The following is a 21,740-nucleotide window of genomic DNA, read 5'->3' as shown; positions in this document are numbered from 1 at the left end:
CGGCGAGGCTCAAATATTTTGAACGAACTTCCGAAAATGAGTCAAAAGTCGAATTGAAATTGTTGAAATAATTGTGAGAGTCACGACTGGCCCAACCAAGCCTCTAAGGATTTCATCATGGATGAACCGGCTACAAAGTCCGATCTTGCCGCCGCAGTCAGGGCACAGACCTTATCGCTGACTTTGTATTTCGGTGCGATGATGTCTGTTGGTATTGGTCTTGTGGTGTTGATGTTGGCAGCGCGCTAGTCTGAGCCGGCTTATGGGCCATGTTTGAACGGAGGGGTACTTTCCCCCCGCTCCAGCATCTCCACGCCGTATCAATCCATTGTCACGCCCGTGCTCTTTACGACAGGCTCCCATTTCTGGATTTCTGCTTTGACGTGTGTCGCAAGCTCGTCTGGCGTTGAACCGACAATCGTGGCACTGAAATCTTTCATGCGCGAAACGACGGCAGGATCTTTCAGCGCGGTATTGGCGGCTTCGTTGAGGCGAGCCACAACCTCGGGTGGGGTCCCGGCGGGTGCAAACAATGCATTCCAGGTATATGTCTCATAGCCCGGCACGGCCTCCGCGACTGTTGGTACATCGGGGAAGGAAGGAGCCCGATCCTTCGTCGTGACACCGAGAGCTTTCAGGGATCCGGCCTTTATGTGTGCCGAAGAAGAGGGCAAATTGTCGAACATGATCGAAACCTGATTGCCAAGAAGATCGTTCAAGGCCGGTCCCGCACCCTTGTATGGGATATGTTCCATGGAGACCCCGGCCATGCTTTTGAAAAGTTCGCCGGATAAATGCAGCGGAGTGCCGTTTCCGGACGAAGCATAAGAATACTTGTCGGGGTTGTCCTTGAGCAGTTGAACGAGCTCCTTGACGTTATTAACTGGCAGCTGCGGATTGATAACCAGGACATTGGGTACCAATACCAGAAGCGAAATCGGCGCAAAATCAGCGACAGGATCGTAGGGTTTCGCTTTCAGCATCAGTGGGTTAAGCGCATGGGTTGCAACCGTTCCCATGAGGATCGTGTAGCCATCAGGGTCCGCTCTGGCCACCTGGGCAGCTCCGAGGTTTCCGCCGGCACCACCAACATTATTAACGATTACTTGCTGTCCAAGTGTCTTTGACATGTTCGCTGCGACGAGACGGGCAACGAGGTCGGTCGAACCACCAGCCGCAAAAGGCACCACGAGTGTGACCGCGCGATCCGGGAATGTTTGTGCTGAAGCCGGTAATGCCGATGCGATCGCCGAACCAATCGCCAAGGCTAAAACAACGCGTCTATTCAATGCCACAGTATACCCTCCCGGTAAGTTCACATGATGTGGAATGGCCATCTCGAGAAGACATTCTCGATCGGACCATAAACTCAATGAGCTATAGGACGGTATTTCAGAATCCATGTCCAGACCAGGATTTTGCCTCAGCGCTCTTTTTGCAGCAAACCGGCAGCGAGATGCCCGAAAGCCTCGACAGCCTTTGCAAAGACAATGCGAGGATCATCAGCCGCGGCAATCCAAAGCGACGCATTCAGCACGTCGTCTCGCGACCACTATCATCTCCTGAAAAATACATACGCGTCGTATGCCAGTTGACATACGGAGCGTATGCAGATATATGGCTACATACGGGACGTATATCAATGGTCGCTCCGGACAGTAAAGCGCAAGGGCTTTGAAACCGGCGCGAACGGCTCATCCATCCCCGCCTTAATTCTAACAGGAACAACCAATGACAAAACGCGATGCCATTTTCCCTGCCGGTCGGCAGGCACTCTATGAGATCAATCGATATTCGGCGGCGATCCGCTCGGGCGACCTTCTGTTCGTCTCGGGGCAGGTTGGCAGCCGCGAGGACGGCTCGCCAGAACCGGTCTTCGAAAAACAGGTGCAACTTGCCTTCGACAATCTCGCAGCCGTGCTGAAGGCTGCTGGTTGCACGTTCGACGACGTGGTCGACGTAACCACTTTCCACACGGACCCTGCCACGCAGTTTGAGGCAGTCAACACAGTTCGCATGAAGGCAATCGGTGAGCAACCCTACCCGAACTGGACCGCGGTGGGCGTGAACTGGCTGGCCGGCTTCGATTTTGAAATCAAGGTAATAGCGCGCATTCCTCAGTCAATCTGATCGACTCGCCTATGCCACACGATGACGGCCGGTTGGCGGCCGTCATCACGCAATGGCCTGATGTTACCGTTACGTACTTGCCCCTGACCATATCCGAACCGATCATTGTCCGCTCACGCCGCTCAGTCCGGTTGTCACCATCACGGCGTGCTTTCGCAGGACCACATCCACAGAGCACACGAGATGCTACGGGCGTAACGTTCTCGTATTGTCCCCACAGGACCATGTCCTCTGTTTTTGGCCTGACCAATGGAGGACGACAATGGCAGAAAATCCAGATCCGAGCAGGCGTGACATCTTGCTGACGGGCGGTTCATTGCTCGCCATGTCAGCTATCGGCACAGGTGCCGCGGGCCTTATTTCAGCTTCCCCGGTGCGGGCCGCCGCAACTGAAGAAATCCGCCCGTTCAGCATACACTTTTCGGACGAGCAACTTGCCGATCTGCGCAGGCGCGTTGCTGCAACGAAATGGCCGAGCAAGGAAATTGTCACGGATGCATCGCAGGGCGTGCAGTGCGCGACGCTGCAGAAACTCGCAAAGTATTGGGCGACTGATTATGACTGGCGCAAGATGGAGGCGAAGCTCAACGCCTTGCCGCAATTCAAGACAAACATCGACGGGGTGGACATTCACTTCATCCACGTTCGTTCCAAGAACCCCAATGCGCTCCCGGTGATTATCACGCATGGTTGGCCGGGCTCGATTATCGAGCAGTTGAAGGTCATCGAACCACTCACCGATCCAACGGCAAACGGCGGGGCAGTCGAAGACTCGTTCGACGTCGTGATCCCATCGCTGCCGGGCTACGGTTTTTCAGGAGTTCCCACCGTTACCGGCTGGGATCCTGTCCGCATCGCAAGCGCCTGGATCGTGTTGATGAAGCGCCTCGGCTACGACCGCTATGTTGCACAGGGCGGCGATTGGGGAAATGCCGTCACGGAGCAGATGGCCGTGCAGACGCCTCCGGGCTTACTCGGCATCCACACCAACATGCCCGCCACAGTGCCCGACGATATTGCACAGGCACTGAGTTCCGGCGGCCCACCGCCGCCGGGCCTATCTGCCGACGAGAAACATGCCTACGAGCAGCTCGACTTTTTCTACAAACACGGCCTGGCTTACGCCCAGGAGATGGGTAACCGCCCACAGACACTATACGCGATCGAGGACTCGCCCGTCGGTCTCGCCGCCTGGATGCTTGACCACGACGCGGCGAGTTACGCACTCATCGCACGCGTCTTTGACGGTGTACCCGAGGGCCTGACACGAGAGGACATCGTCGACAACATCACGCTCTACTGGTTGACGAACACAGCAGTCTCTTCGGCCCGTCTTTATTGGGAAAGCAAGCTTCCCTTTTTCGCCCCCAAGCACCTCACCATACCGGTGGCCGTAAGCGCTTTTCCCGACGAGCTTTACCAGGCTCCGCGAAGCTGGGCCGAAAAGGCGTATCCGAAGCTCATCTTTTACGCCAAGCATGACAAAGGCGGGCACTTCGCGGCGTGGGAACAGCCGGCGTACATCACTGCCGACCTTAGGGCGGCTTTCAAGCCACTGCGCCAGTAGATTTATAAAAAGCACTGCGCGAATTGCGCACCATCCTTTCAACAGGCATCGAGGAGGACCATGCCATGACTGAGACAAATCAAACGCGAACGGCCGATATGAAACTCGAGATTGTCGTCATCCCCGTTTCGGACCCCGACCGCTCGAAGGAATTCTACGCCAACCTCGGCTGGAGGCTGGACGCCGATTTTGCCGGCACCGATTTTCGCGTAATGCAGTTTACGCCGCCGGGTTCCGGCTGCTCCATCATCTTCGGCAAGAATGTCACCGCTGCCGCCCCGGGCTCCGCTCAGGGGCTTTACCTGATCGTTTCCGACATCGAGGCTGCCCGCAAGGAGCTTATCGGACGGGGCGTGAAGGTCAGCGACGCGTTTCACCCTGCCGGTGACGTTTATACGGGTCCGGACGAGCCCTATCTGTTTGGACGAGTCCGGACTGGCGGTCTACATCCCGAGCGTGGCACCTATCGCTCATTCGCGTCGTTCAGCGATCCCGATGGGAATGGCTGGCTGTTCCAGGAGGTTACGGCGCGGTTGCCCGGGCGCGTGGACGCGACCGATACGATCTTCACCTCGTCGAAAGAGCTCGCGGCCGCCCTACGCCGTGCAGGGGCCGCGCATGGTGAGCACGAGAAACGGTCTGGTGGTGAATATGATGAGGGCTGGCCTGACTGGTATGCGGAGTACATGGTCAAGGAACAGTCGGGCGAACCACTGCCAACTTGAGCAGCTACGACAAATCCGAGCCAGTGATGATCGAGCTAAGCGGCTCGATCGTCATTCTCCGGCTTTGCGGCCCGGATTTCTGCGGAGCCGGTCTGCCTTTCCTGAAACAGAGCTGCAATCAAGTCTGATTGTGTGACGATGCCAACGACACGGTTGTTTGCATCGACCACAGGCATGTGATGCAGGCCCATGTCGGCCATTGGCGGCACGAGCTTGGCGATCATGGTTTCCGGCAAGGCCGACTGGACCCGTCGTGTCATTATGTCGGCCACCGTGTGCTTGGATTGACGCGCCAATCGGAACCGGTTGCCGACACGGACACGCCAGCCAAGATGGAGGCGGCCATCATCTGCCAAAAGCGATGCCCGCATGAAGTCTGTCTGGGTGATGATACCCGCCAGTTCGCCATCCGGTGAGGTAACCGGAAGCGCCTTGACGCGGTGATTGATGAGGAGCTTCCAGGCATCGCGCAAAGCTGTCTCGGGGCGCACGGTCGCGACATCCTTCGACATGATCTGCCCGCAGGTGATCTCGCCGGATCGCCTTTCATAGGCGCGGATCTGCGCACGATGCAGCAACGCATCGAGCTCGTCCGGGCTGACATTGACGATCTCGTCATACTGGGCCAGCACGTCCTGCAGATCGCTGGGGACAAATCCCAGGCGAGCCGTCGGGGGCAAGTCTGCCGTATCGTGGATGTTGAGTTGAGGAGCTGGCGCAAGATGGGGATAACGCCGCCCCGCCAGATTGTTGAAAACCAGCGCTGACGCCAGCAACAGCAGCGAATTGAGCCCGACAGGCCAGAAGACGAAGCCATATCCTTCCGCCTGCAACACGGGACCGCCCAGCACCGCTGTCAATGCAACTGCCCCGCTTGGGGGATGCAGACAACCGAGCGCCAGCATCAGCCCAATGGCCACCGAAACGGCCAATGCCGACGCAATGATCGGATCCGGCACCAGAAGCGCGAAGGAAACGCCGACAAACGCGGACAGCATGTTGCCGCCGAGTATCGACCATGGCTGCGCCAGCGGACTTGTTGGTGCGGCAAAGAGCAACACTGCCGATGCGCCCATGGGAGCAATCAGCAGGGGAAGGTTAACCTCTGGACCCAGCGCAAGTTTACTGACAGTGCCTGTCACCATGATGCCGACAAGTGCACCAATGCATGCTCTGAAGCGCTCATGCTTGCTGATCGGCGCAACCGCAGGGATGAAGCGCTTGAGGGTGCTCCAAGGCATGGTGAACTATCCGTCTGTTGGATTGGCCGAGAAAGGCGTCGCTTGACGCCTGGGTGTTTGCCTAAATCACTAGCAGTTAGCTCATATTTTAGGCAACGAATAAACGTCCTCCTTACGGACCAATCGCAGAACAAAATTTCGTCTCTAGCTGATATATGAGGCAAATCAATCCGGTGGCTGAATGGCCGATTTTAGAAGGGGCCAGACGAATTTCAATCGGGCCTCCGCTCGCCGCCTTCTTTACCCTTCTTTTGCCCGAATCACTCGTATATTCCCTGCCACATCCAACCGGGGACTTGATTCCATGATAAAAAGATTTGCCATCGGCTGCCTTGCCGCGACCTTTCTTGCGGGCTGCACCACGACCGACCCCTATACGGGCCAGCAGAAAATGTCGAACACGGCCGGTGGTGCCATGATCGGCACAGCTGTCGGCGCGTTAACGGGTCTGGCGATTGGCGGCGGCGGCAAGTCCGGGCGCAATGCGGCCTTGATCGGCGCGGGTATCGGCGCGCTCAGCGGTGGCGCGATCGGCAATTACATGGATCGGCAGGAATCGGAACTGCGCGCACAGTTGCAGGGCACCGGCGTCTCGGTGACCCGTAATGGCGACCGGATCATCCTCAACATGCCGTCCAACATCACCTTCAACACAGATCAGGATCAGGTGAAGCCGGAATTCTTCTCCACGCTAGGTTCTGTCGCTATCGTGCTGCGCAAGTTCGACCGCACCATCGTCGATGTCGCCGGCCACACGGATTCCACTGGCAGCCTGCAGCATAACCAGCTGCTGTCGGAACGCCGCGCTCTGTCCGTTGCCAATTATCTGACCCAGCAGGGCATCGACAACCGCCGCTTCGACGTTCAAGGCTATGGCCCGACGCAGCCCGTCGCGACCAACGCCACCGAAGCCGGTCGCGCACAGAACCGCCGCGTCGAGATCCAGATTTCGCCGCTTACCGAGTAGCGGTTAGCGATACCGCGATCTTTGCGGCAAGGCGCGCATTGTTCTCGACGAGAGCAATGTTCGCTTTAAGGCTCTCACCTTTGGTGATGTCGAGAAGTTCCGAGAGAAGAAACGGCGTCACTGTCTTGCCGGTGACGCCTTTTTTTGTGGCGCGGGCAATCGCTTCTCTAATGTACCCGCCCATGATTTCCGCAGGGATTTCACTGGCCTCGGGGATGGGATTGGCGATCAGCATGCCGCCGACAACGCCGATGGCATCCCGCGCAGCCTGAAACTTTGCAATGGCATCGGCAGTATCCAGCCGCAATGGTGCCTTGATCTGCGACTGCCGCGACCAGAATGCAGGCAGCACGTCCGCGCCGTAGACGACGACAGGTACGCCTTTTGTTTCAAGCACTTCCAGCGTTTTCTCGATATCGAGAATCGCCTTGGCGCCCGCTGAAACGACGATGACCGGCGTCCGGCCGAGTTCTTCCAGATCAGCGGAAATATCGAAACTCTGCTCGGCGCCCTTGTGCACGCCGCCAATGCCGCCGGTGGCGAAAACCTTGATGCCGGCGAGGTGGGCGGCGAGCATCGTCGCGGCAACCGTGGTTCCCCCGGTACGCCCTTCCGATAGCGCAAACGCCAGATCCGCGCGCGAGAGTTTCATCGCGCCCTTGACCTGCGCCAGCGCCTCGCGCTCTTTCGCGGAAAGCCCGATCTTCAAACGCCCGTCGACGATGGCGATGGTGGCCGGAACCGCGCCTTCCGCAATGATGATGGCTTCGACGTCGGCCGCCATGCGGCTGTTGTCCGGATAGGGCATCCCATGGGTGATGATGGTGCTTTCGAGGGCAACGACGGGTTTGCCCGCTGCAAGCGCGTCTTGAACCGCGGGGGCAATATCCATGAATGGGTTCAAAACTTTGGTCATTGTCATCTTCCTTTTTGGGTCTATGCGAGAGCAACTGCAGCCGGTATCTGCGCAAGTGCCGTGTCGAATTCCTGCCGTGTGAACCGCGCGCTGGCGGAGTGGACTTTTAATGTCAGCATCGACGCTGCCAGTCCCTCGCGCAAGGCTTCATCAAAGGCGAGCCCCCGCATCAGCGCGGCGATAGTCCCGCCCGCCAGCGCATCGCCAGCGCCGGTGACATCGGCGATTTCATCGACGGCGGGCGGGCGGATAGTGAACACATCGCTGCCGGAAAAGGCGAGGGCGGCCTCACCGCCATTGCTGATCACAGCGCCCTTGAGGCCACCAGCGTGCAACGCCTCATAGATGTCCTTCAGTCCGGCTTCGGAACCGAGCCCGGTCAGTGCCAGCGCTTCGCGGCGGTTCATGAACAGGCAGGTGAGGTTGCTGAAGATCGGTTCCAGACGAGACACCTTAGCCGGCGAAATCGCCAGTGCAAAAAGTGGCCGCTCGCCGGTAAGGCTTGCCAACCGCTGCAGCGCATCCGAGGGGAGATTGGCATCGCAGAACACCGCATCGGCCATGGCGATCGAATCGCGCACCTTGCGCCGGCGCAATTGCCGCGGCAGGGCGAGCTCATAAAGTCCCATATCCGCGATGCCCGCGACCACATCGCCTTGCTCGTCGAGGATGGCCGTATAGCTCGGCGTCGCGCGGTCCATGAAGACCACCGAACCGTCGCGAATGCCCGCCGATTCGATGGCTGCGGCAACCATTTCCCCGATCCGGTCACCGCCGCGCACCGAGAGAATTTCGGCGGCGATCCCGCGCTGAACCGCGAGGCGCAGCGCATTGAAAACGCCGCCGCCCGGCTCCTCGCGCATGATTCCAGGGTTGGATGCACCGGGCACGAACGGCACGAGGCTCTGGCCGCGCCGGTCGAGATGAGCGCCGCCGACAGCGAAGAGCAACGGCTTGGTGACTTGGATCATGGTTGATTGTGTATCCGGATAAAACTTGAAGTTGTGGGCACGGACGCCCGCGCTCCTCTCTAGAACGCCGAAGGCCGCGGTGCAATCATAACAGCGATTCGAAAGGGCGAGCCTTGGTTCAGTCAAAGGCGCGGCGAAGGCACGCCGAGAGATGTGGACAGAACGTCACGCCCCGACGAGAACATTTTGCGAACATTTTTTGATTATTGTTGTTTTGCAATAGCTTATACCTGTTGCCAAATAAGAACAAAACAGATACAAATAAATTCAGATACAGGAACATTCCGGACTTCATGCACAACACAGGGGTAGTGTAACATGGCTCAAAATTCATTGCGGTTGGTTGAGGGTAATTCGGTGGATAAAACGAAAGCGCTGGATGCGGCATTGTCCCAGATCGAGAGGGCCTTTGGTAAGGGCTCGATCATGCGGCTTGGACGCAATGAGCAGGTGGTTGAAATTGAAACGGTTTCTACCGGCTCGCTGTCGCTCGATATTGCCCTTGGCGTCGGCGGATTGCCGAAAGGCCGCATCGTCGAAATCTATGGGCCGGAAAGCTCCGGCAAGACGACCCTTGCCCTGCATACGATTGCCGAAGCCCAGAAGAAGGGCGGCATTTGCGCCTTTGTCGATGCCGAGCACGCACTTGATCCTGTCTATGCCCGCAAGCTTGGCGTCGATCTGGAAAACCTCCTGATTTCGCAGCCGGATACCGGCGAACAGGCTCTGGAGATCACCGATACACTGGTGCGCTCCGGCGCGATTGATGTTCTGGTCGTCGACTCGGTCGCCGCGCTGACACCCCGTGCTGAAATCGAAGGCGAGATGGGTGACAGTCTGCCGGGTCTGCAGGCCCGCCTGATGAGTCAGGCGCTGCGCAAGCTCACCGCCTCCATTTCCCGCTCCAACTGCATGGTCATCTTCATCAACCAGATCCGCATGAAGATCGGCGTCATGTTCGGCTCGCCCGAGACCACGACAGGCGGCAATGCGCTGAAATTCTATGCGTCCGTTCGTCTCGATATCCGCCGCATCGGTTCGCTGAAGGAGCGCGATGAGGTTGTCGGCAACCAGACCCGCGTCAAGGTGGTCAAGAACAAGCTGGCTCCACCCTTCAAGCAGGTTGAATTCGACATCATGTATGGCGAAGGCGTTTCCAAGACGGGCGAACTGGTCGATCTTGGCGTCAAGGCCGGTATCGTGGAGAAATCCGGTTCCTGGTTCTCCTACAATTCGCAGCGTCTCGGCCAAGGCCGCGACAATGCCAAACTCTTCCTCAAGGAAAATCCGGAAATTGCGAACGAGATCGAGTTGGTGCTGCGCCAGAATGCCGGTCTCATCGCCGAGCAGATGCTCGACAAGGGTCCTGACGATGTCGAAGATGACGAGAGCCCGGACGCTGCCGAAGGTTGATCTGCCCGATTATCCGCTTACTGTGACGACAAACCCGCATCCAGGCGCTGGCTGCGGGTTTGTTTTTTTGCGATGCCAACCCATATTAAGTTGCTCCCGAGCTGGTGCCAAACGGCTTGCCTCCCTCATGGTGAGCTTGGCGTTGTTGCGAAACATCCTTTCACCCAGATTTTCTGGACAGGTCGCGGCCCTATCGCTACAAGCGGTGCGTTCTGCCCCTTTATCATAGGAAGGGGCCAATTCCGTTTCGGACAATAGCAGGTCAGAAGGCAATAAGATGAGTGGCGTCAACGAGATCCGGTCGACATTTCTGAACTATTTCAAGAAGAATGGCCATGAGATCGTGGCGTCGAGCCCGCTTGTTCCGCGCAATGATCCGACGCTGATGTTCACCAACGCGGGTATGGTCCAGTTCAAGAATGTTTTCACCGGCCTGGAGCAGCGTCCTTATAGCCGCGCCACCACCTCGCAGAAGTGCGTTCGCGCTGGCGGCAAGCACAATGACCTCGACAATGTCGGCTATACCGCCCGCCATCACACCTTTTTCGAGATGCTCGGCAATTTCTCCTTTGGTGATTACTTCAAGGAAGAGGCAATCTCGCTTGCCTGGAACCTGATCACCAAAGAGTTCGGCCTTCCGGCAGACAAGCTCACCGTCACCGTCTATCACACGGACGACGCGGCTTTTGACCTTTGGAAGAAGATCGCCGGTCTCCCGGAAGAGCGCATTATCCGCATCGCCACCAGCGATAATTTCTGGGCGATGGGCGATACCGGTCCTTGCGGTCCGTGCTCGGAAATCTTCTATGATCATGGTGCGGGTATCTGGGGCGGTCCTCCCGGCAGCGCCGATGAGGATGGCGACCGTTTCATCGAGATCTGGAATCTGGTCTTCATGCAATTCGAACAGGTGACGAAGGAGCAGCGCATCGATCTGCCGCGTCCGTCGATCGACACCGGCATGGGGCTGGAGCGCCTTGCCGCGGTTTTGCAGGGCAAGCACGACAATTACGATATCGATCTGTTCCAGACGCTGATCCACGCTTCGGAAGAAGCAACCGGCGTCAAGGCGGAGGGTCCATTCCGCGCCAGCCACCGCGTCATCGCCGATCATCTGCGTTCGTCGAGCTTCCTCATTGCCGATGGCGTGCTGCCTTCCAATGAAGGCCGCGGCTATGTGCTGCGCCGCATCATGCGCCGCGCCATGCGTCACGCGCAGCTGCTTGGCGCCAGGGAGCCGTTGATGTACCGCCTGCTTCCGGCGCTGGTTCGCGAGATGGGCCAGGCCTATCCCGAGCTCATCCGCGCGGAATCGTTGATCTCCGAGACGCTGAAGCTCGAAGAGACCCGCTTCCGCAAGACGCTCGAACGCGGCCTTGGCCTGCTTGGCGAAGCAACGGAGTCTTTAAGCGATGGCGACAGCCTCGACGGCGAAACGGCATTCAAGCTCTATGATACCTTTGGCTTCCCGCTCGACCTGACACAGGATGCGCTGCGCCAGCGGGGCATTTCCGTCGATACGGAAGGCTTTTCTGCTGCCATGGAGCGGCAGAAGGCCGAGGCCCGCGCCCACTGGTCCGGTTCGGGCGACGCGGCAACGGAAACCGTATGGTTCGCGGTTCGCGACAAGGTCGGGGCGACAGAGTTTCTCGGTTATGAGACTGAGAAGGCGGAAGGCGTGATCACCGCGCTGGTGCAGAACGGGGCGCTTGTCGATAGTGCCAGCGAGGGCGACGCGGTGTCCATCGTCGTCAACCAGACGCCGTTCTATGGCGAATCCGGCGGCCAGCAGGGCGATACCGGCACCATCTCGGGTGATGGCTTCCTGGTGACCATCACCGACACGCAGAAGAAAAACGACGGCGTTTTCGTTCATATCGGCACCGTGACCAAGGGTACGGTGAAACTGGACGCGCCGGTTGAGCTCACGGTGGATCATGCGCGCCGTACGCGCATCCGCTCCAACCATTCGGCAACGCATCTGTTGCATGAGGCGCTGCGTGAAACGCTTGGCACCCACGTCGCGCAAAAGGGTTCGCTCGTCGCGCCCGACCGGCTGCGTTTCGACTTTTCGCATCCGAAGCCGATTTCGGACAAGGAGCTTGCCGTCATCGAGGATCTTGCCAATGAGATCGTCTTGCAGAATGCGCCGGTCACCACGCGTTTGATGGCCGTGGACGACGCCATTGCCGAGGGTGCCATGGCGCTGTTCGGTGAAAAATATGGCGATGAGGTGCGTGTGGTCTCCATGGGTACCGCGCTGCACGGCGACAAGACCGGCAAAAGCTATTCGACCGAGCTTTGCGGAGGTACGCATGTGCGCGCCACGGGCGATATCGGTCTGATCCGCATTGTTTCCGAAGGGGCAGTTGCCGCGGGCGTCCGCCGCCTCGAAGCCTTGACCGGCGAGGCCGCCCGCCGCTATCTCGAAGAGCAGGACGAACGCGTCAAGGCAATCGCCGGCGTGCTTAAATCTACACCCTCCGATGCGTTGTCGCGTGTCTCGGCGCTGATGGATGAGCGCCGCAAACTTGAACGCGAATTGACCGAAGCGCGCAAACAGCTGGCTTTGGCCGGCCCGGCTTCGGGCGGTGCACAGTCCGAAACGGTCAATGGCGTCGGTTTCATCGGCAAAGTGGTCAGCGGCGTCAATCCGCGTGATCTGAAGCCGCTTGCCGACGATGCAAAGAAGACCGTCGGCTCCGGCGTTGTCACCTTCATTGGCGTGTCGGACGATGGCAAGGCAAGCGCAGTCGTCGGCGTTACCGATGATCTCGTTGGCAAGTTCAGTGCCGTCGATCTCGTCCGCATTGCCTCCGCTACACTCGGCGGGGCAGGCGGTGGCGGCCGTCCGGATATGGCACAGGCCGGTGGTCCGGATGGCTCCAGGGCCGAGGAAGCCGTGTCTGCCGTGCGCGAAGCTTTGGCTGGATAGTTCATCACAGGCACCAGCCGCGTGTATTGTGCGGCTGGAATCTATCCCAAGGTGCTATTGGACATTTATTGGTATTTCAGACTTATTGATTAGTCATCAAGACTTGCGAATCTCGTTTTCCATATGCAAAAGTGTTCGAACGTTACTTTTGCGATTTTAGCAATTTCTTTTTTCCTGCCTTGAGTTCTGTCTTGAATCGACCTGCGTTTGGCGTGCTGGCAAACAGCCGTCGTGAATCCGCGCCTGACAGAAATGCATTCGGACTCCGTCTTTTCATTTCGCACAGGAGAAATCGTGCAGCGATTACTAAGTCTGGCATTGATTGTAATTGGTCTCACGTCTTGTGTTGGCAGCCGTCCGGCGCACATAGAAAGCTCCGTTCACACGGGCAGCAATGTGGCTTATGGCTCGTCCCACAGTATCTGGTCCAGTACGGGCCAGTTGATTGTACGAACCTTCATCACGTCCAGCTCCGCTTACGGATTTACCACTGTATACCGCAGCGACGATAAGATAGGTGCCTACGAAGCGTGGAGCTTTGGTAAGAAGTATCGCTTCGTCAAAGGTGGAAATGTCAGAAGGGGATGCCGCGGATGTTCTGCAACAGAACTTGGTGCGGTCTTCATGAGTGATTCCGATTTCAACTCCGCCGCCGTGAACGGTTTCGAGTTTGAATTGCGCGGCCGGTCCGGAGACGTTACCGGTCACATTCCAGCACGCGCGTTCAGCGAGGTATTAGGCCTTCAAGCCAAGCTCGACGCGACGAGTGGCAACATGCCTGGGCATGACCCAGCCGAGCAGAATCCTGAATCCATAGCGCCGGATGAAACGGAGCCGGCTAGCTAGATCATCCCGCGCGAAAGCCGCGTGCCGCTGCAATATGCATCGGCGCGATGCTGTAGCTGTTCAGTCCCGCCATCACCGTCGGGTCGTTCTCGGCAAATTGTACTGCTTGATTGTGATCCACGACTTCGAGGAGAGCGATGCCGAACCAGCCGTCCGGGTCCTGCACCGGGCCATAGGCGAGAACGGTTCCCTCTTCGAAATATTCGCCGACATAAGTCACATGCTGGCGCATCAATTCCTGTTCGTCGTCGTCCATATCGTCGGCGAAGGTCGGGCGCGGCGGGATCAAGCGGAAAAAGAAATGCTGCGTGGTCATCGTTTCAGTCCCCCTGGTTCGATGGCGCTGTGACACTCCATCATACCGCAGGAACATGGGACTTGCGATCCAGTAAATATTTGCCGCTTTGCGGTGGCTATTTCCGTACCTGATCCATTTCGCTTCTGATCAGTCCGCCAAGCCGCTGCATGCCCGTATCGATCGCTTCGGCGTCTGGCAGGGAGAAGTTCAGCCTTATCGTGTTCCTGCCGGTGCCATCGGCATGAAAAGCCGCGCCCGGCACGAAAGCGACGCGAATCTGCTCGATCGAACGGGCGAGCAGCGCCGCACCATCCATATGGTCCGGCAGCGTCATCCAGACGAACATGCCTCCCTCCGGCTTTGTCCATGTGACGCCGTCCGGCATGTATCGTGCCAAGGCGTTGAGCATGTGATCGCGCCGTTGGCGGTAATGCTTTCTGGCTTTTTCCACCTGCGCATCGAAATGGCGCTCCGCCACGTGGTGAATGACCATCTGGTTGATGGTGGGGCTGTGCAGGTCCGCCGCCTGCTTGATCAGGACCAGCTTGCTGATGACCGGGTGTGCAGCGCAGATCCAGCCAACACGCAAACCGGGCGTCAGCGTTTTCGAGAAGCTGCCGGAATAGAGAACGCGTGTCCGGTCGATATGGCCTTCGCGCTCGATATCCAGTGCCAGCAGTGACGGCGCATTCTCTCCCTCGTAGCGCAGGGCGCGATAGGCGGCATCCTCAATCAGCGGAATATCGAGTTCATGCGCCAGCTCGACCAGCTTCATGCGATCGCTGCGGCCGATGGTTTCGCCGGTCGGGTTGGAAAAATCGCTGGTGAGATATGCGAGTTTCACCTGGCCTCCCGCCGCCCGCGCATTGGCCCGGTAGGCGTCAGGCGTCATGTTGCCGCCCTCGGGGATCAGGCGATCATAGTGCGGCTCATAGGCATTGAACGCCTGCAGCGCGCCGAGATAGGTCGGCCATGTGGTGAGGATTGTGTCACCCGGCGAAATGAACAGCTTGCCGAGATAGTCGAGCGCTTGCTGCGATCCGGTGGTGATGATGATGTTGTCTATCGTGCAGGCAACACCGAGCGACGCCATGTATTGCACCAGCCATTGCCGCAGCGGCTTGTAGCCTTCGCTGACTGAATATTGCAGCGCTGCATCCGCATTCTCACTGAGGACGGCGCTGTAGGCGTCCTTGATCGCATCTTTTGGAAAGAGCGCCGGGTCGGGAATGCCGCCGGCGAACGATATGATGTCCGGCTGGTCAAGCAGCTTCAACAGCTCACGAACTTCCGAAGCGCGCATCTTGCCGGTGCGTGCCGAATACCGGGCATCCCAGTCGCTCATTTCAATCCTCCCATCGTGCAAAGGCACTCGACCGCAAATTGGAGATTATGTCAACAATGCTGTCGTATATTTGGGTTTTCAATTTGACAATATAAAAAGCCCCGGCGAACCGGGGCCTTTTTGTTGCATGAGGTGCCGGATCAGGCAGCCATGGCTTTCGACAGGTTTTCGTTGATCTTGTCGAGGAAGCCAGTGGTCGACAGCCAGGGCTGGTCCGGGCCGATGAGCAGGGCGAGATCCTTGGTCATGTAGCCGGATTCAACCGTATCCACGCAGACTTTTTCCAGCGTATGACTGAAGCGCTCGAGTTCCGCATTGCCGTCGAGCTTGGCACGGTGCGCAAGTCCGCGCGTCCAGGCGAAGATCGAGGCGATGGAGTTGGTCGAGGTCTCTTCACCCTTCTGGTGCTGGCGATAGTGGCGGGTCACTGTGCCGTGCGCAGCCTCAGCTTCGACGGTCTGGCCATCCGGCGTCATCAGCACCGAGGTCATCAGGCCGAGCGAGCCAAAGCCCTGCGCCACGATGTCGGACTGCACGTCGCCGTCATAGTTCTTGCAGGCCCAGACATAGCCACCGGACCACTTCAGCGCCGACGCGACCATGTCATCGATCAGGCGATGTTCATAGGTGATCTTCTTGGCCGCGAACTTGTCCTTGAATTCGGCGTCGAACACTTCCTGGAAAATATCCTTGAAGCGGCCGTCATAGGCCTTGAGGATGGTGTTCTTGGTCGAGAGATAGCAGGGAACGCCGCGATTGTGGGCATAGTTCAACGAGGCGCGGGCAAAGTCGCGGATCGAATCGTCCAGATTGTACATGGCCATCGCAACGCCGGCGCCTGGTGCGTCGTAGACTTCGTGCTCGATCGTCTCGCCATCGTCGCCGACAAACTTGATCGACAGCTTGCCCTTGCCGGGGAACTTGAAATCGGTGGCGCGGTACTGGTCGCCGAAAGCATGACGGCCGACGATGATCGGCTGCGTCCAGCCTGGAACAAGGCGAGGGACGTTCTTGGCAATGATCGGCTCGCGGAAGATGACGCCGCCGAGAATATTGCGGATCGTGCCGTTCGGCGACTTCCACATCTTCTTCAGGCCGAATTCCTCAACGCGCTGCTCGTCCGGTGTGATCGTGGCGCATTTGACGCCGACGCCATATTGCTTGATCGCGTTGGCTGCATCGATTGTCACCTGATCGTTGGTCGCATCGCGATGCTCGATCCCGAGGTCATAATATTTCAGGTCGATATCGAGGTAGGGATGGATCAGCTTTTCCTTGATATATTGCCAGATGATGCGAGTCATCTCGTCGCCATCAAGCTCGACGACCGGATTTGCAACCTTGATCTTTGCCATGGAGTGTCAGCCTCTTTTTTGCTGCGTCTGGGAGTGTCAGCACGGGATTAAAGTGAGGGTTCGCGCCCCTATAGCACCACGATTGCAGAACGCAAAGTGAGGGATGCGGTTTATCTCCCCCCTTGTGGGGGAGAAAGGATTTTCTTGGGTTTAGCCCTTGCTAAATCCTTAGAAAATCCAAGAGAGGGGATATTGTGCTGGGCGTGAAATCCCCTCTCTGGCGATTTCTAGCACTTGGCAAGAGCTAAGATGCTGAAATCGCTTTCTCTCCCTCAAGGGGAGAGATACCGGCGGCATCCACCATTGCTCATCAAAAAAACGCGAGCTATGACGGCGCAACGCAGCGAAGGATCAAAAATGGCCGGTACAGACAGACAGCGCCCCCTGATTGCCGAAGGCCCGGCGATCATTCTGGTGGAACCGCAACTGCCGGAAAACATCGGCATGGTGGCACGGGCCATGGCCAATTTCGGTCTGGCGGAGCTGCGCCTGGTCAAGCCACGCGAGGAATTCCCCAACGACAAGGCGCGCTCTGCCGCGAGCCGCGCCGACCATATCATCGATGCGGCGCAGGTCTTCGACGACCTGCCATCGGCGATCAAGGATTTGCATTTCGTCTATGCGACCACGGCGCGCGAGCGCGACGCCTTCAAGCAGGTTCGCGGCCCTGTCGAGGCAGGCCAGGTCCTGCGTCAGCGTTTCAACAATGGCGAGAAAACCGGCATTCTTTTCGGGCGCGAACGCTTCGGCCTCAATAATGACGAAGTCAGCCTTGCGGATGAGCTCGTGACCTTTCCGGTCAATCCGGCGTTCTCGTCGCTGAATATTGCACAGGCGGTTTTGCTCATGTCCTACGAGTGGATGAAGTCAGGTCTGGAGAAGCATACCGACACGGCTTTTCGCGGGCCCGAACTCGAGCCAGCGCCCAAAGAGCAACTGCAGGGGTTTTTCAACCACCTCGAAGATGCCTTGCAGGCGCGCGGCTATTTCCGGCCGATGGCGCGCAAGGAAATCATGGTCAACAATCTGCGCGGCGTGCTCACCAGGGCAGGCTTTTCCGATTCCGAACTGAAACTCCTGCGCGGCGTCCTTGTGTCGCTCGACTATTTCAGTCCGAAGACGCCGCGCGGCTCCGGTGCACCGGAAGGGCGCAAGCGCGAGAAACCACCAGCGAAGAAAATCAACGGGGATCAGCCAGGCGATGAATGAAGAAACAGCGGACCGGCCAATCATCGTCTTCGACAGCGGGATTGGCGGCCTGACCGTTTTGCGCGAGGCGAGGGTGTTGATGCCGGACCGGCGGTTCGTTTATATCGCCGACGATGCCGGCTTTCCCTATGGGGAATGGGAGGAGGGCGCCCTGTGCTCCCGCATTGTCGATATGTTCGCGGGCGTCATCGCCGAGCACAACCCGGAGATTGCGATCATCGCCTGCAACACCGCCTCCACGCTGGTGCTCGATGATCTTCGCAAGGCCTATCCGGCCGTGCCGTTCGTCGGCACCGTTCCCGCGATCAAGCCGGCCGCCGAGCGCACCTCGTCAGGCTTCGTCAGCGTGCTGGCGACGCCGGGCACCGTCAAGCGCGCCTATACGCGCGATCTCATCCAGTCTTTCGCCACGAAGTGCCATGTGCGCCTGGTCGGCAGCCAGAATCTGGCTGCCATGGCCGAAGCGCATATTCGCGGCGACCATATCGATGACGAAGCCATCCGGACAGAAATAGCGCCGTGTTTCTACGAAAAGGACGGCGATCGCACCGATATCGTCGTTCTTGCCTGCACGCATTATCCCTTTCTCGCCAATGTTTTCCGGCGTCTTGCACCCTGGCCGGTGGACTGGCTCGACCCAGCCGAGGCGATCGCCCGCCGTGCGCTGTCACTGCTCAAGCCGAACGGCACGGGTGCTGAGCCCGAACATGGTGACGACATCGCCATCTTCACCTCAGGTAATCCGGATTTCTCGACAAGACGGCTCATGCAGGGCTTCGGGCTTGCAACAGTGTGACTGCCTAATAATAACTCAGGCAAGCCGAGCGATAAAAAAATAGACAAATTGCGACTAACGTCGAATTGACCATACAACCTGCCGCCGCCAAAAGTTGCTTTTTGAGATTTTCAGAGAGCACCTATGAATTTCCGTTATTTATTGCTTGCGGCCGTCCTTGGCCTCTCCGCCTGTAATGGCTCGGACACTTCCACGAACAAGAAAGAAGCGGACAGCACTTTTTCTGACGTGGCGAACGCGGTGAAGCAGCTTGGCGATCTCAATGCGCAGCTCGATGCCGGTAAGAAGGCAATCGCCGAAGCCACACAAGACCTTTCCGGCATCAAGGATCAGCGGTCAACAGAAGAGAAGAGGCGTGACGAGCTCAAGACCGCCAACGATGCGGCCGTTGCCGCGGCAGAAAAGCGATTGAGGGAACTGACCGAAGCCAATGATGAAGCTGTTGCCGCGGCAGAAAAACGGCTGGGGGAGCTCGCTGAAGCGGAACGAACGAAAGCTGTCGATCTGGCTCGCGCACAATCAGAATATGAGGCGCTGGTCGGCAAGGATGGCACCAGCACGACGGCGGGCAAGATATTCGATGAGACGAAGAAATTTGACGGATTGAAAACCGGCGTCGTGGCCGAGCAAGGCAAACTCGATGCCGCCAATGACAGTCTTGATTCGCTGCTCGGCAAGGACAGAAAAAAAACGACCGAAGGCAAAATATTCGAAGCGCAGAAAGAGCTCGACGATTTGATACGTACGGACCCTGAAAATTTGGGGAGAATCGCCAAGAAGCAGGCAGAACTCCAGGCGCTGCAGGACGATGTGACGAGCGAGCAGGGCAAAGTAGCCTCAGCAAAGAACGAACTGACAAAACTGCTCGGCGGTGATCTGACGGGCAAGACCGCAGGCTTGGTATTTGATGTGGACCAGAAACTGGCCAAGCTGAAATTGGACGCAGCGACAGAAGAAGCGAAACTGAACAAAGCGAAAAAGGACCTCGATGATCTCGTCCGCGAGGACCTGCCAAACCCCGGCGAAATCGCCAAGGCGCGCAAGCTGCGCGACGACCTGAAGGCGGAGGGTGAGAAGCTTCTTTCCGACGCCAGAAAAGATGCAGCGCGAATCTTGGCAAAGGCATCAGCTGATGCCGGGCGTTTCGATGACGCCGGGAAGTTTCTGACCGATGCCGGACTCAACGACGAAGCCATCGAATTGTACAAAAAGGCCGGCAAGATCGACAAGGCCGCGGTGCTTCTGACGGCCGCTGGCAAGCTTGAAGACGCCTATAAGCTGTATGCGCCGGAGGACAAGGCGATCACAGATCCCAATCCTTACGGTGCCGCGACGTACGGCTCGGTCACATTCGATAAGGTCGACGAATCTCCTTCGGTCAAGCATCATTCGATGCAACTCGGCGACAAGACGGTGTGGTTTACCGCCAAGGCCGGTCATCTCGTCGCCTATGCCCAGAAGGACAAGAACAATCCTGATGCCAAGCGGGATCCGCAAGCTGCAGTCTTCTATATGAGCTATACCCGCGATGATATGCCAAAGGAGAATCGCCCCGTAACCTTCTTCTTCAATGGCGGACCGGGCGAATCCTCCATCTGGCTGCATCTCGGCGCCTGGGCGCCGTGGCGGCTAAAGGTGGATCAACCCAATGTTCCGACTGATGCCAAGTCCGGTCCTCCCAAGAGCTATCCCTTCGTTGGCAATCCGGAAACGCTGCTCGACAAATCGGATCTTGTCTTTGTCGATCCTATCGGGTCCGGTTATTCGCAAGCCATCTCCTCGGATGTTAAGAAACACATCAACAAGGATTTTTGGGGCGTCGATGCCGATGCCAAGATCATGCGCGATTTCGTCACCCGTTATATCAATGTGAACAACCGTCAGAGTTCACCCAAATATTTATACGGCGAATCCTATGGCGGCGGTATCCGTGTGCCCGTTCTGACCAAATTATTGATTGATGCTGGAACCACGGGCTTTGAGGAGGACAAGTCGGACAGGCCGCCGGTCGTGCTGACGGGATCCACGCTACACTCACCGATATTGGATTACGGCTCTAATTGTTCCACAGGCGGCGGTTCATCCTGTGCAGGCTATGTGCCCACCTATGTTCTGACATCCGATTTTTTTGGCCAATCAACGGAACGCGACAAAAACCGGCCTTACTCAGAGTTCGTTGATCGGGTCCGCACATTTGCCCGGGAAAAGCATACTGGGGCGATCACAGAATTCCTGAAGTCAGGAGATGCTTGGGCTGCATACAAAAATACCGCTGAGGGTAGAGCTTATCTCGGGGAGGTGGTCCGGCTGACTGGCATCACCGCGACAAAATTATCAGAAAAGTTACCTGACAAGAGTTGGACCATTACCACATATACAAATCTCTGGGAAAAGTTGCCCAACGTCGTCGTTGGGAAGTGCGAACCTGATCGCAAGCAGAACGACGGTTATATGAACGCCCTAAAACCGGGTTTCAGCTTCAATCTCTATGATACACGAATGGTCGTGCAGGGGAGTGTGCCATACGATTTCGAATATTCGGAAGACGACGCGTTCAAAGCCGAAATGAAAAAATTCCTGCCGAAATACCTGAACTATACAAACAACGCTGAATACATTGCATCTGCTGAATTGACGAACAAGGAATTGAAAAATTTTTGGGATTGGGGGACCAATCGCGAGGGTGTGGAGAAGACCAAAACCAGTACGCTGTCGGATATCACAATGGCACTCAACACTGCGCCAAAACTTAAATTGATCGTAACACACGGGTATTTCGATGCGGCCACGCCGTTCTTTCAAACTGAGCTCGATCTTGACGCAAAGGTCAAAGTGAATGGTTCCGACATCAAGCTCTCCGACCGTATTCCAGTCTATAATTTTGAGGGCGGTCATATGATTTATTACGTGGAGAAAGAACGCCCGGCCTTGAAGAGAGCCATGGACGATTTTTACGACGCGCCGCCCTATTCGCCGCCAACGGTCGCCTCGGTGCAAAAATCGGCAGCTGTGCAGTGAGATGAATG

General features: G+C 57.5%; 18 protein-coding genes and 1 pseudogene. 11 read left to right on the top strand and 8 right to left on the bottom strand.

The features are described 5' to 3' along the window. Window positions 1–117: 117 nt before the first annotated feature. Window positions 118–249 (top strand): hypothetical protein, encoded by a 132-nt coding sequence (locus LB462_RS31260; protein WP_255627376.1) that lies wholly within the window; start codon window positions 118–120, stop codon window positions 247–249. Window positions 250–320: 71 nt separating this feature from the next. On the opposite strand, the gene LB462_RS23445 is transcribed toward LB462_RS31260, so the two are convergent. Both LB462_RS23445 and LB462_RS23440 read right to left on the bottom strand, forming a co-directional pair. Next, window positions 321–1,337 carry a Bug family tripartite tricarboxylate transporter substrate binding protein gene (locus LB462_RS23445; RefSeq protein WP_370637275.1) on the bottom strand — a complete coding sequence of 339 codons (1,017 nt, stop codon included), beginning with the start codon at window positions 1,335–1,337 and terminating at the stop codon, window positions 321–323. Between the two features lie 86 nt (window positions 1,338–1,423). After that, a pseudogene (locus LB462_RS23440) lies at window positions 1,424–1,534 on the bottom strand (TetR/AcrR family transcriptional regulator); the annotation flags it as partial. Between the two features lie 197 nt (window positions 1,535–1,731). Between LB462_RS23440 and LB462_RS23435 the strand changes: the two are divergent. From LB462_RS23435 to LB462_RS23425, 3 genes are all read left to right on the top strand, one after another. Next, the gene (locus LB462_RS23435) at window positions 1,732–2,130 is read left to right on the top strand and encodes a RidA family protein (protein WP_224512992.1); all 399 of its coding nucleotides are present in this window, start codon (window positions 1,732–1,734) and stop codon (window positions 2,128–2,130) included. A gap of 262 nt (window positions 2,131–2,392) precedes the next feature. Next, entirely contained in the window at window positions 2,393–3,697 is a 1,305-nt protein-coding gene (locus tag LB462_RS23430) for an epoxide hydrolase family protein (protein ID WP_224512990.1), read from the top strand. A gap of 65 nt (window positions 3,698–3,762) precedes the next feature. Next, on the top strand, window positions 3,763–4,422 hold the full coding sequence (locus LB462_RS23425; RefSeq protein ID WP_224512987.1) for a VOC family protein: 660 nt from the start codon (window positions 3,763–3,765) through the stop codon (window positions 4,420–4,422). A gap of 35 nt (window positions 4,423–4,457) precedes the next feature. Here the strand turns inward: LB462_RS23425 and LB462_RS23420 are convergent, their stop codons facing one another. Continuing rightward, window positions 4,458–5,663, bottom strand: coding sequence for an HPP family protein (locus tag LB462_RS23420; protein ID WP_224512984.1), 1,206 nt, complete (start codon window positions 5,661–5,663; stop codon window positions 4,458–4,460). Between the two features lie 304 nt (window positions 5,664–5,967). Here LB462_RS23420 and LB462_RS23415 point away from each other — a divergent pair, with 304 nt between their 5' ends. Next, entirely contained in the window at window positions 5,968–6,630 is a 663-nt protein-coding gene (locus LB462_RS23415) for a YiaD family glycine zipper/OmpA-like lipoprotein (protein WP_112528411.1), read from the top strand. Here LB462_RS23415 and LB462_RS23410 read toward each other — a convergent pair. Next, window positions 6,620–7,546, bottom strand: coding sequence for a pseudouridine-5'-phosphate glycosidase (locus LB462_RS23410; protein WP_304610452.1), 927 nt, complete (start codon window positions 7,544–7,546; stop codon window positions 6,620–6,622). The genes LB462_RS23415 and LB462_RS23410 overlap by 11 nt on opposite strands. A 20-nt stretch (window positions 7,547–7,566) precedes the next feature. After that, window positions 7,567–8,517 carry a carbohydrate kinase family protein gene (locus LB462_RS23405; RefSeq protein WP_224512980.1) on the bottom strand — a complete coding sequence of 317 codons (951 nt, stop codon included), beginning with the start codon at window positions 8,515–8,517 and terminating at the stop codon, window positions 7,567–7,569. 318 nt (window positions 8,518–8,835) lie between these two features. Between LB462_RS23405 and recA the strand changes: the two genes are divergently transcribed. From recA to LB462_RS23390, 3 genes are all read left to right on the top strand, one after another. Beyond that, the gene (recA, locus tag LB462_RS23400) at window positions 8,836–9,930 is read left to right on the top strand and encodes a recombinase RecA (RefSeq protein WP_114428850.1); all 1,095 of its coding nucleotides are present in this window, start codon (window positions 8,836–8,838) and stop codon (window positions 9,928–9,930) included. A 277-nt stretch (window positions 9,931–10,207) separates the two neighbouring features. Continuing rightward, window positions 10,208–12,865 (top strand): alanine--tRNA ligase, encoded by a 2,658-nt coding sequence (gene alaS / locus LB462_RS23395; protein ID WP_224512979.1) that lies wholly within the window; start codon window positions 10,208–10,210, stop codon window positions 12,863–12,865. Between the two features lie 231 nt (window positions 12,866–13,096). Further along, window positions 13,097–13,711, top strand: coding sequence for a hypothetical protein (locus LB462_RS23390; RefSeq protein WP_224512976.1), 615 nt, complete (start codon window positions 13,097–13,099; stop codon window positions 13,709–13,711). A gap of 1 nt (window position 13,712) precedes the next feature. Here LB462_RS23390 and LB462_RS23385 read toward each other — a convergent pair whose 3' ends face one another. From LB462_RS23385 to LB462_RS23375, 3 genes are all read right to left on the bottom strand, one after another. Beyond that, entirely contained in the window at window positions 13,713–14,027 is a 315-nt protein-coding gene (locus LB462_RS23385) for a YciI family protein (protein ID WP_162701883.1), read from the bottom strand. A gap of 97 nt (window positions 14,028–14,124) precedes the next feature. Next, window positions 14,125–15,354 carry an aminotransferase-like domain-containing protein gene (locus tag LB462_RS23380; protein WP_224512973.1) on the bottom strand — a complete coding sequence of 410 codons (1,230 nt, stop codon included), beginning with the start codon at window positions 15,352–15,354 and terminating at the stop codon, window positions 14,125–14,127. Between the two features lie 140 nt (window positions 15,355–15,494). Further along, on the bottom strand, window positions 15,495–16,709 hold the full coding sequence (locus LB462_RS23375) for an NADP-dependent isocitrate dehydrogenase (protein WP_224512971.1): 1,215 nt from the start codon (window positions 16,707–16,709) through the stop codon (window positions 15,495–15,497). A gap of 357 nt (window positions 16,710–17,066) precedes the next feature. On the opposite strand from LB462_RS23375, the gene LB462_RS23370 reads away from it, so the two are divergent. The 3 genes from LB462_RS23370 (at window position 17,067) to LB462_RS23360 (ending at window position 21,732) form a co-directional block, all read left to right on the top strand. After that, complete coding sequence (locus LB462_RS23370) at window positions 17,067–17,918, top strand: RNA methyltransferase (protein ID WP_224512969.1); 852 nt, start codon at window positions 17,067–17,069, stop codon at window positions 17,916–17,918. Beyond that, entirely contained in the window at window positions 17,911–18,714 is an 804-nt protein-coding gene (gene murI / locus LB462_RS23365) for a glutamate racemase (protein WP_224512967.1), read from the top strand. The genes LB462_RS23370 and murI overlap by 8 nt, the downstream gene beginning before the upstream one ends. A gap of 123 nt (window positions 18,715–18,837) precedes the next feature. Next, window positions 18,838–21,732, top strand: a complete 2,895-nt coding sequence (locus tag LB462_RS23360) for a S10 family serine carboxypeptidase-like protein (RefSeq protein WP_224512965.1) — start codon at window positions 18,838–18,840, stop codon at window positions 21,730–21,732. Window positions 21,733–21,740 lie beyond the last annotated feature (8 nt).

The sequence above is a fragment of the Phyllobacterium chamaecytisi genome, from assembly GCF_020164455.1.
Taxonomy (GTDB): Bacteria; Pseudomonadota; Alphaproteobacteria; order Rhizobiales; family Rhizobiaceae; genus Phyllobacterium; species Phyllobacterium chamaecytisi.
Note: the sequence above shows the minus strand (reverse complement) of the source record. Positions and strands in the feature narration are given on the sequence as shown.